Genomic DNA, 10,004 nt, shown 5'->3' on the forward strand with positions numbered 1-10,004 from the left:
TCATTCAGTGCCCGTAGCCGGTGCGTTCGATGCCAAGATCTGGCCGCAAGTGAAACCTAGCTCGAGCTGATCGGTTCCTGCCGTTAAAATGTGCCCTGAACTGGACTTTTGTCAGTGGAGCTAAGGGGAATCGAACCCCTGACCTACTCGATGCGAACGAGTCGCGCTACCAACTGCGCCATAGCCCCGGGCGGTCTCTCGACCGGCCGCGTGTCACTTTATCAGTCGATGCCGAGCAGATCCCAAACGCACCCGGAGCCCGATAGGCTTCGGGTGTGGCGCAGATGTCCGACCAGCAGATCGCGACGGTTCTCGACAATGCCGTGGCCGGGATCAACCCCGTGCTCGACGCACTCGCCGAACGCGATCCCCTCGGCTTGAAGGGGCACACCTTCCACGACCATGCGGACGACGAGTCCGGTCTGGAACGCACCAAGCATCACGCCGCCCGATTCCTGAACGCCGCCGACTGGCCGGGCACCAAGGGGTGGTCGGAGCGTCCGATGAACAAGCGGGCCAGCTGGTGGGTCAGCCGCATCGGCACCATCAACACCGGGGCGGTAGCGTTTCCCGGCGTCTTCGGGGCGTGGACCAAGAAACTCCCGGTCGCGTCGGTCCTGGGGTTCGCGAATCAGGCGATGGTCCTCGTCGCGATCGCCCGCGAATACGGCGTCACCGACCGCGCGAAGCAGGTGCGTCTGCTTGGCGCGGTGCTGTGTCAACGCGACCTCGTCGATCCGGACGTGGGCGTCGAATCGAAACCGGCGCTACCGGCAGAAGGCAAGGCGCGCAAGAAGTCTCTGACACGGGCTGTCTGGGACACGGCCAAGACCTTGCGCGCCATCAGCGACGAACTCGATCGCCGACCCCAACCGATCTTCTTCTTCCGGATGCTCGCCTGGATTCCGCTGATCGGCGCGCCGGCTCTGTATATCGGTGAGCGGCTTGCGCTTTCCCGTGCGGTGAAGCGTGGTCGTGCGTGGATCGTCGCGCACCCCGACACCGTCGAGCCCAAAAAGGCCGACGACGAGTCCGGCGAGGCAGAACACGCCGGTTAGGGACGCACCGTCACGGCCAGGTGTCGAGATATGCGCGGTAGGTGCCGATGGGTAGCGTCGCGTCGTAGACGAGATGCCCGCTGGGGCTGAATTCGGAGATGTGCGGCGCAGTTCCCCAGCTGCCGAACGTGTTTCCGTTCGACAACCCCTGAGCGTTGCCGGTCGCGGCCGCCGACAATCCGGCTGGATGCCTCTGCGCCCGAACCAGATGCGCTGTCCGACGCTGCAGGTCGAGGCGAATCCACTTGATGCTCGACGTGCCCAACTGCTGGGTGCCGGTGATGTTGTTGTCGAAGACGCGGATGGTGTTCGGGCCGGCGTATTCGGCGTCGTGCTGGCCGTGCGTGGCCACACCCGCGCCCAGCTTGAGATCTGAATGTTTGCCGCCCAGAAGCCAATTCACTTTGCCGCTCCGGATGTCCACGTTGTAGATCGCGCTCAGATTCCGGAACGAGAAGAGCAGGTTGCCCGACGGGTCGAGCACGATCGAGTTCATGTGGTACGGGTCGAAGGTGGACCCGAGGACGGCGTTGCGCGGGTCGCCATACCGCAGCGCCGTCTCCGACACTGGGATGTGTGCGTGCGATGACCATTGCAGGACAACACGTTTGGTTGCGACGTCGATGACGGTGGCCACGCAGTCGAGGATGGTGCCGTTGCGCGGTCCGCCGACCGAACTCAGGTCGGCGGCGATCGGGACGTACGACGTGATGAGCGCCCGACCGTCCGGGGTCAACCGGAACTCGTGGACGTCGGACTTGAGGCGTCCGGGCGTCACGGTGGTGATCAGACGGCCGCGGGTGTCGGTGATGTAGTTGACGCCCTCGCCGTGCCCGCCACCGCCGCCGCCCTGCCACCAGGTGAGCACCTTGCGGCCCTGGTAGACCTGGGTGCGGAAGTTGGAGACGCTCTGGCCCTTCGGCGGGACGTAGCGCCACACCTCTTTGCCCGACTTGTCGACGATGATGTTGGCCTGCCCGAACTGGTCGAGCCCCGGGCCGCCGACGGTGAACGGCACCGCCGCGGCCAGGCCGCTGGTGTAGAAGGTGTAGCCCGGCGCGCCGCCCGGTCTGTTGACCTGCACCGTGTAGGTGGGCGTTCCGAACGGCAGGGTCGGCAGCGCCGTGGCGTCCGGCGCGAGCAGAGCACTCACGCCGAAGACTCCGGCGAACAACAGCGCAATGCGCGCCACCAACGTTTGACGGTGCATGACGACCCCCTTCGAGACAGACGAATGCATGATTCGCCGCATCCGACGCCGGCGCATCGCGGACATGCCGGGCAAAGCGGATCAATCAGGGCGGTTGCTGCAGCTTCCGGAGTTGCGATCGGGCGGCACAAAACACCAGGTTTCCGCAGATTCGGTCAACCGTGCCACCTGCCAACCAAGCACTTGCTAGGTTCGGCGTTATGCCGTTGACCAAGCCTGCCTTCCGCCGCGCTGCTCTGAGCGCGCTCCTCGCTGCAGTTCTCGCGGGATCGTTCCTTGCCGCGGGCAATCTCCGCGCCGAACCGCTGCCGGTGACGTTCAACTTCTTCGCCGGCATCCCCGCCGAACTCGCGCATCCGGGCGGCTCGCTGCCAGGCTCCAACGACTTCGCGTGCAAACCGTCGTCGCGGCATCCCCGGCCGGTGGTGCTCGCGCACGGCACGGGCGGCTCCCAGCAGACCAACTGGGGAACCTACGTGCCGCTGCTCAAGAACGAGGGGTACTGCGTCTTCGCCCTGACCTACGGCGCGCCGACGTACCTGCCGTGGCCCGGCAGCGCCATCGGCGGCATGGGCACGATGGAGGACAGCGCGAAGCAGTTCAAGACGTTCGTCGACAAGGTGCTCCGCGCGACCGGGGCGTCGAAGTTCGACGTCGTGGGGCATTCGCAGGGGACCGTCGTGCCCGCGTACTACGCGAAATACCTTGGTGGGCGGAACAAGATCGGCAAGTATGTGTCGCTCGCCCCGGCCTGGAACGGGACGACGCTGGCGGGCACCGACCTCCTGCTGCCGTTCTGGCGCGGGTTGGGCGTCAGCGCAGAGCAGGTTCCGGTCTGCCATGCGTGCTTCCAACTCGATCCGCAGTCACCGTTCCTACGCAAGGTGCGCGCAGGGGGTTACTACCTCCCGAACGTGGAATACACCAACATCGCCACCCGCCACGACGAACTGATCGTCCCGTACTGGCTCGGTCTGCCGCCCGGCCGGAACACGCGCAACATCGTCGTCCAGGACGGATGCCCGGTCGACTACACCGAACACGCAGGCGTCGCGGGGTCGCGCCGGGCGGCGTACTTCGTACTCAACGCCCTCGACCCGCAACACCCACGTCCGGTCCCATGCGACCGCGCAGCGCCATTCACCGGTGCTGCATTCTGATTCGACGAGTCCCATCCGCTCCCTGAGCAGGCCTTCCACCCGCTCCCTGAGGTGTCCCCTTACGCTCCCTGAGGTGCGAGCGGAGCGAGCCTCGAAGGGGCCGGTGAGACGACAATGTCATCTCACCAACGGCTTCGAGGCTCGCGCCTCAGCCATCGACAGGGGCGCTCCTCCCGAGAACGCGCTCAGGTGGCCGCCGTGACCTGCTCGGTCGGCGTCGGACTTTCGCCGGCAGAGGAATCCGGTTTCGGAGCGACGGCGTTGCGGCCCGGTGCGGCGGCGAACTCGAAGGCGATGAGCACCAGGACGGCGATCACCGCGGTCCAGAACACCACCAGACCTGTGGGGAACTCCCAGAACACCAGGACCAGGCCGGCCGCCACCGCGATGGTCACCCGCACCGGGATGCGGATGCGCCACAGCGTCTGCTCGATGTTGTTGGGTTCGCGCTTGCCTCGGCCACCCATCAGAGCGGCGTGCCGGAACGCGTCTCGGGTCGCCGACGCCGTGCGCGACGGACCGCTGAAGAAGCTGATGATCGCGACGGCGAGCGCGATCACGGCAACCACGCGAAGCGGTACTCGCAGCGGATTGATGAGCGTGTCGAAGATGTAGGACGCCGCAGCCGGGGACAGCACGTCGGTCGGGATGGCGTGGAGGTAGAACGACCGTCCGATCAGCAGGCCTAGTGCCAGCGCGAACATGGCGATCAGGAGTGCGACCGCGACGGTCGTCACCATGGCGCGTCGTCGGCCTGCACCGACCAGGGCCACCGCCCCGATGGCGCATGCGAGCGCGATCCACGGCAACCAGGTGCCGGCGCGGTCGAGTACGTGGAAAGTGTTCTGCGCCCGGGCAAGTGGCGCCGACTGGACGATGACGAATTCCTTGTTGATCGTGGGAATCCTTGCGGCGAGCGAGAATCCGCGTTGAACCAGCCTCTGCTTCACCTGATCGATGATGGGGCCGAGCTGGATACTGATCGTGCCCGCCTTGTCCATCTTGACCGCGGCGTTCTTCGGGTCGGCGCTCACGAGACCCAGAATGCGTTCCTGGGCACGCTTGTTCGCGTTGATCCACAACGTCTGGAAGTCGGGGGATCGGACGAACTCGCTGACCGTCTTGTTGATGTACGACGTTGCCTGCCCGGCGATGACCGGTGCCAGTCCGACGAAGGCCGCATCGATTCGAGGCCGGTCGGCCGGTGTCGCGTCGACGATCTTCTGCAGCGCGTCGCCGACCACCGCTTCGAGATTCAGCTGGTCGTTGATCGCGGTCGTGATGGAGGTGATCACCTGATCCTGAACCGCTGGATTCGCCGCAATCGGCGTCACCATCGCGACATAGCGGTCGGTGTTGATGATGTCGTTCTGGATGTAACGGGTGACCACGCCGAGGATCGCCAAGAGGGCGCACACCACGACCAGGAAACCGGCGACGATGCGTCGGCCCAGGTGCCGGGGGAGTTTGTCGTCCTGTTTCGACTCGGCGTCGGTCTTCGCACGCAGCGACGCGACCTCCGCGCGCAGGCGCTCGAGTTCGGCACGTTCGTCGGCTTCTAGCTTGTTCAGCGGAGCGGTCACGACCGGTGTGGTCTTTGCGGGCTCAGGTGAGTCGCTGGTGATCTCGGTGGTAGGGGTCGCGTCGTCGGAGTCGGTACTCTCCGACGATGAATCGTCCGCGGGTGGTGGCTCGGTGGTCATGGCGCTCCTGTGGACTCAAGTGTCGCGAAAACCGTACTTCGTGGTGGTGCTCCGAACAGGTCGGTCGGAGAACATCACACAGACAATCGCACGTGCGACGGCGCGGGGCATCCCCCGTCACGTGTGAGATCGTCGCGTCGATTCGTCCGTCGGCGGCGTCGTCGATGGGGTAGAAATCCAGAGATGCGCCAGTTTCGAGTGTTCATGACGATGATCGTGTCGGTCGCACTCGCTGCGGCCATGCTGGTGCTGGTCGGCCCGACGCCCGCGCGCGCAGCGGTACCCGACCTCGGACCCGGGTTCCAGTTCGGCGTCGCACAGTCGGGATTTCAGTCCGAGGGCTACAACCGCGACTCCAACTGGTTGCGCTACGGCAAGCAGGGCAAGGTCGACCAACCGGTCGGGAGGGCGGTCGACTTCTTCCACCAGTATCGCGGCGACATCGCCCGCGCCAAGTCGCTCGGCGTCGGGATCTATCGGACGTCGATCGAGTGGTCGAGGGTGCAGCCCGCGCCCGGTCGTTACGATCCGGCGGGCTGGGCGTTCTATGACCGCGTGATCCGTGACGTCGTCGACTCCGGCATGCGACCGATGATCACGCTGAATCACTGGGTGCATCCCGGCTGGGAGGTGGATCGGGGCGGATGGAATCGGGCCGGGATGGCCGCCGATCTGGTCGCATTCGCCAACCGTGCGGTGAACCGGTACGCATGGGCCAATCCGCTCTGGATCACCTTCAACGAGCCGACCGAGTACGTGCGTCGCGAACTGATGTACGGCGGTGTGCGACCCGAGAATCTCGGCCGAATGGTCAACGGGATCATCGCGGCCCACCGCGCAATCTACCGTCACATCCACGCCGTGCAGCCGGGCGCGCAGGTGTCGTCGAACTTGGCGTACTTCCCGGTGCCGGGCGTCCAGTCGTGGTTGGAAAGTCTCTTCCCAGAACGACTTCGAGACACGCTGGACTTTGTTGGCGTAGACCATTACTACTCGTTCTCGGTGACCGATGCGTCGGTGGCATATGGCGCGACCGGTGAGTTCTGGAAGAGTTCGCAGGCGCCGGAGTCCATCTACTACGTCCTTCGTCATGTGGCGCAACGGTTTCCGGGGAAGCCGATCCGGGTGGTCGAGAACGGTCTGGCCACCGATCCGCGAGGTTGGCGAGCCGACGGATACCGTCGGGGCGATCATCTGCGCGACACCGTGTACTGGTTGCAACGCGCCAAGCAGGACGGTGTGCCGGTGGTTTCGTACAACTACTGGAGCCTGACGGACAACTACGAATGGGGTGACTTCGACGCGCGGTTCGGTCTGTACACCGTTGACGCACAGGGTGATCCGTCGCTGAAGCGCCATGCCACCGATGGCGTTGTCGCTTATCGTGCAATCACGGCCGCCCGCGGCGTTCCGGTGGGATATCGGCCCACCCGCATGCCTGTGCCCTGCTCGCTGGTCGCCGTTCCTGACAGCTGCACCCATCCAGCGGTGGTGCGCTGACCACGAGGGTCAGGGGAGTCCGAGCAGGCGTAGTCCAGCGGCTGTTGCGGCGGCCAGGATCACGACGACGGCGATCGGCGCCTTGCACAGCGCGGCTACGACGCCGACCCCGACACCCGCGGGCCGAGCCCAGCCGGCGAAATCGTGGTCGACGAACATCGTGCCGGTCACGGCAACGGCCACCAGCAGGACGATCGCGGCGCGGTCGAGAAGGGCCTCGGTGGCGGACGAGATCGTGATGCGGTTGCGCAGCGTCGGACCCGCGAGCCGGATGAGGTAGGTGCCAACAGCGAGCACCCCGACAGCAATTCCCAGAGCCCATCCGCTCATCGCAAACCCGCCTCGTCGACCTGTAGGAATTCTGTACCCCGGGGCTCTGCCGAGTGCACAGTGCACTCGACGACGCTCCCAGGTACAGATTTCGGCGGACGACGCAGCGCTTCGAGGGCGGCGAACCCGGCGAGTGCGCCGAGGATCGGCAGGCCAGCTGGGGTGAACGGCGTGAGCATAAGTGCGACAGCGCCGCCGACGAGTGCCGCAAGCAGGGTTCGACGATCACGCAACGCTGGGATCGCGAGTGCGGCCAGGAGTGCGGGGAAGGCGGCGTCGAGGCCGAGCGCCTCCGGCGACGCGATGACGCCGCCCATTGCGGCACCGATTGCCGCACCGGCCGGCCAGGCCACGAGAATGCCTGCGCCGCAGAGTAAAAACGCTGCGCGAGCCCGTCGGGGATCGCGTTCCGCAGTGGTCAGCGCCGCCGTCTCGTCGTTGATGAGGTGGGCTCGAATGAGCAGACCCCGACCGCCTGGCAGATGTTTGCCGACCGCCAGCCCGTAGCCGAAATTGCGTGTGTTGACCAGGATTCCGGCGAGTGCACCGAGAATGGGGGCGCCGCCGGCGGCAAGGATTCCGACAAAGACGAACTCCGACGACCCTGCCAGCACCACGGTCGCGATGCCGACGATCTGCCACCACGTCAGCCCCGCGCCATGGGCCGTGACGCCGTACGACGCGCCGATGACGAGAACCGACAGGCACATGACGGCCACCGCACGCACCGTCGAGCCGTCTAATGTTCTCCAAGCCGAACGCATGTCCACTATGATGAACACATGACACCTGTTCGTCAAGACGGACACTCGTTCAATGAACCGAACGACTCGCGCCGCGCGACCGCCGATCCCAAAGCGCTGGTCGCGGCGTCGCTCAAACGTGAGCGCACCAGGGCGGGGCTGTCGATCGGCGAACTCGCGCGACGTGCGGGTATTGGCAAGTCGACGTTGTCGCAGCTCGAGTCGGGCGACGGAAACCCCAGCGTGGAGACGTTGTGGGCCCTCTCGACTGCCCTCGGAATACAGTTCTCGGCACTGCTCGACTCGCCGACCCCGACCGTCGAGGTCATCCGCTTCGGCGGCGGTCCGGTGATTCCAGCAGCCGACGCCGACTACTCGGCGACGCTGCTCTCCACCGCGGCGCCCGGATCACGCCGGGACATGTATGTCATCCGGGCCGAACCCGGCAAGCCGCGGATATCGGCGCCGCATGCGCGGGGGATCGTCGAACATGTCGTGATCAGCGCAGGCCGCGCCCGACTCGGACCGACCGACGCACCGGAGGAACTCGGACCCGGTGACTACATCTCGTATCCGGGCGACGTGGAGCACGTTTTCGCGGCACTGGAGCCGGGCACGGTCGCGGTGATGCTGAGCGAAGCGTTCTGACGGCCAAAGGCGACGTGGGTCACAGAATTGGCCGTGCGACTACTAGACACGTAGGGTGGTCAGCGGTGACGCGCCCGATGGGCGACGTCAACGCGTCGTAGAACGCTGATTCGCAGCGCGGCCGCAGGACAAACAGACCCAGTCCGCAACCCGGCCCCTGCTCCACGACTTCGTACGGCGAACGGACCCGCACACCTGCGTGTTCGCCATCTGAGCACCTGAGATCGACCGGCAATGGCCGCGATCGGAGCGTGCCTCAACGCAGAAAGCAGTACATGACCACATTCGAATCCCTCGGTGTGCCCGCAGAACTGGTGAAAGTTCTTGCCGCCGAAGGTAAAACCGAAGCATTCCCGATTCAGGCCGACACCCTGGGCGACACCCTCGAGGGCAACGACGTCCTCGGTCGCGGAAAAACCGGCTCGGGTAAGACCCTCGCCTTCTCCATCCCGCTGGTCGCGGGTCTGGCCGAGTTGAAGGTCGCCCGCACCCCGGGCGCGCCGACCGGCCTGGTCCTGGCCCCGACCCGTGAGCTCGCAACGCAGATCGCGGGCGTCGTCGAACCGCTCGCGGCGGCCGTCGGCCTGCGCGTGACCACCGTGTTCGGTGGCGTCAAACAGGCCCGCCAGGAGCAGGCTTTCCGGCGTGGCGTCGACATCGTCGTCGCATGCCCGGGCCGTTTGGACGACCTGATGAAGCAGGGCATCGTGACGCTCGACGACGTGGAGATCACGGTCATCGACGAGGCCGACCACATGGCCGACCTCGGTTTCTTGCCGGTCGTCACCCGGATTCTGGCCGCGACTCCCGCCGACGGACAGCGCCTGCTGTTCTCGGCGACCCTCGACAACGGCGTCGACAAGCTCGTACGCCGCTTCCTCGACAACCCGGCGATGCATTCGGTCGACGAGGCCAATTCGCCGGTCGCGGCCATGACCCACCACGTCTTCGAGGTGTCCGCGAGCGACAAGGCGGCGCTGATCACCGAACTCGCGTCGGGCGCCGGGCGTCGAATCCTGTTCACCCGCACCAAGCATCACGCCAAGAAGCTTGCTCGCAAGCTGACCGAGGGTGGCATCCCGGCGGTGGACCTGCACGGCAATCTCAGTCAGCCCCAACGTGATCGGAACCTGGGCGCTTTCGGTTCCGGTGATGTGCGCGTGCTGGTCGCGACCGATGTCGCGGCCCGCGGCGTGCATGTCGACGACATCGAGCTCGTCGTGCACGTCGACCCGCCCGCCGAACACAAGGCGTACCTTCATCGTTCGGGCCGTACCGCTCGTGCGGGCAGCGCAGGCGACGTGGTGACGGTGTGCCTGCCCGACCAGCGGCGCGACGTCGCTGCTCTGCTGCGCAAGGCCAAGATCTCGGTGTCGCCGACCGTGGTGTCGCCGACCTCCGAGGCGGTCGGCGTCCTGGTCGGCGAGCGTGCCGCGCACGTCGCACCTGCGCCGGCGAAGGCTCCGCAGGCGCGCTCCCAGTCGGGCAAGTCCCAGCCGGGTAAGCAGCGTCGACGCGGTTCCGGCCGGTCACACTCGGGTGCCGGTGCGGCGGATGGTCGTCGCAGCGGTGCCGGGAATGCGCGCCGGACCGGACACACCGGCAGCGGACACGCAGGCGGCGGACACGCGGGCACCGGACACTCAGGTGGT

Annotated in this window: 9 protein-coding genes and 1 tRNA gene; 5 read left to right on the forward strand and 5 right to left on the reverse strand. The window is 66.2% G+C overall.

Annotated features, from left to right (window positions below; all coding sequences use genetic code 11):
• Window positions 1–115: 115 nt before the first annotated feature.
• Window positions 116–188 (reverse strand) — tRNA-Ala (locus ABZW74_RS06785).
• 87 nt (window positions 189–275) lie between these two features.
• On the opposite strand from ABZW74_RS06785, the gene ABZW74_RS06790 reads away from it, so the two are divergent.
• On the forward strand, window positions 276–1,058 hold the full coding sequence (locus tag ABZW74_RS06790; protein ID WP_355275139.1) for a hypothetical protein: 783 nt from the start codon (window positions 276–278) through the stop codon (window positions 1,056–1,058).
• A gap of 10 nt (window positions 1,059–1,068) precedes the next feature.
• Here ABZW74_RS06790 and ABZW74_RS06795 read toward each other — a convergent pair whose 3' ends face one another.
• Window positions 1,069–2,268: an arylsulfotransferase family protein gene (locus tag ABZW74_RS06795; protein WP_355275141.1), complete on the reverse strand. Its 1,200-nt coding sequence runs from the start codon at window positions 2,266–2,268 to the stop codon at window positions 1,069–1,071.
• 200 nt (window positions 2,269–2,468) lie between these two features.
• On the opposite strand from ABZW74_RS06795, the gene ABZW74_RS06800 reads away from it, so the two are divergent.
• Window positions 2,469–3,428 carry an alpha/beta fold hydrolase gene (locus ABZW74_RS06800; protein WP_240856415.1) on the forward strand — a complete coding sequence of 320 codons (960 nt, stop codon included), beginning with the start codon at window positions 2,469–2,471 and terminating at the stop codon, window positions 3,426–3,428.
• Between the two features lie 185 nt (window positions 3,429–3,613).
• Here ABZW74_RS06800 and ABZW74_RS06805 read toward each other — a convergent pair whose 3' ends face one another.
• Complete coding sequence (locus tag ABZW74_RS06805; protein WP_355275144.1) at window positions 3,614–5,131, reverse strand: hypothetical protein; 1,518 nt, start codon at window positions 5,129–5,131, stop codon at window positions 3,614–3,616.
• 183 nt (window positions 5,132–5,314) lie between these two features.
• Here ABZW74_RS06805 and ABZW74_RS06810 point away from each other — a divergent pair, with 183 nt between their 5' ends.
• Window positions 5,315–6,631 (forward strand): family 1 glycosylhydrolase, encoded by a 1,317-nt coding sequence (locus ABZW74_RS06810; RefSeq protein WP_355275145.1) that lies wholly within the window; start codon window positions 5,315–5,317, stop codon window positions 6,629–6,631.
• Window positions 6,632–6,640: 9 nt separating this feature from the next.
• On the opposite strand, the gene ABZW74_RS06815 is transcribed toward ABZW74_RS06810, so the two are convergent.
• Window positions 6,641–6,961, reverse strand: a complete 321-nt coding sequence (locus tag ABZW74_RS06815; RefSeq protein ID WP_240856418.1) for an AzlD domain-containing protein — start codon at window positions 6,959–6,961, stop codon at window positions 6,641–6,643.
• Entirely contained in the window at window positions 6,958–7,725 is a 768-nt protein-coding gene (locus tag ABZW74_RS06820) for an AzlC family ABC transporter permease (RefSeq protein WP_355275147.1), read from the reverse strand. Before ABZW74_RS06820 ends, ABZW74_RS06815 begins: the two co-directional genes overlap by 4 nt.
• A gap of 18 nt (window positions 7,726–7,743) precedes the next feature.
• Between ABZW74_RS06820 and ABZW74_RS06825 the strand changes: the two genes are divergently transcribed.
• Window positions 7,744–8,352: an XRE family transcriptional regulator gene (locus ABZW74_RS06825; protein WP_240856420.1), complete on the forward strand. Its 609-nt coding sequence runs from the start codon at window positions 7,744–7,746 to the stop codon at window positions 8,350–8,352.
• Between the two features lie 275 nt (window positions 8,353–8,627).
• Window positions 8,628–10,004 (forward strand): DEAD/DEAH box helicase (locus ABZW74_RS06830; RefSeq protein WP_355275150.1); only part of this gene is annotated, 1,377 nt, incomplete at its 3' end.

Source organism: Gordonia sp. NPDC003585, from assembly GCF_040610755.1.
Classification (GTDB): domain Bacteria; phylum Actinomycetota; class Actinomycetes; order Mycobacteriales; family Mycobacteriaceae; genus Gordonia.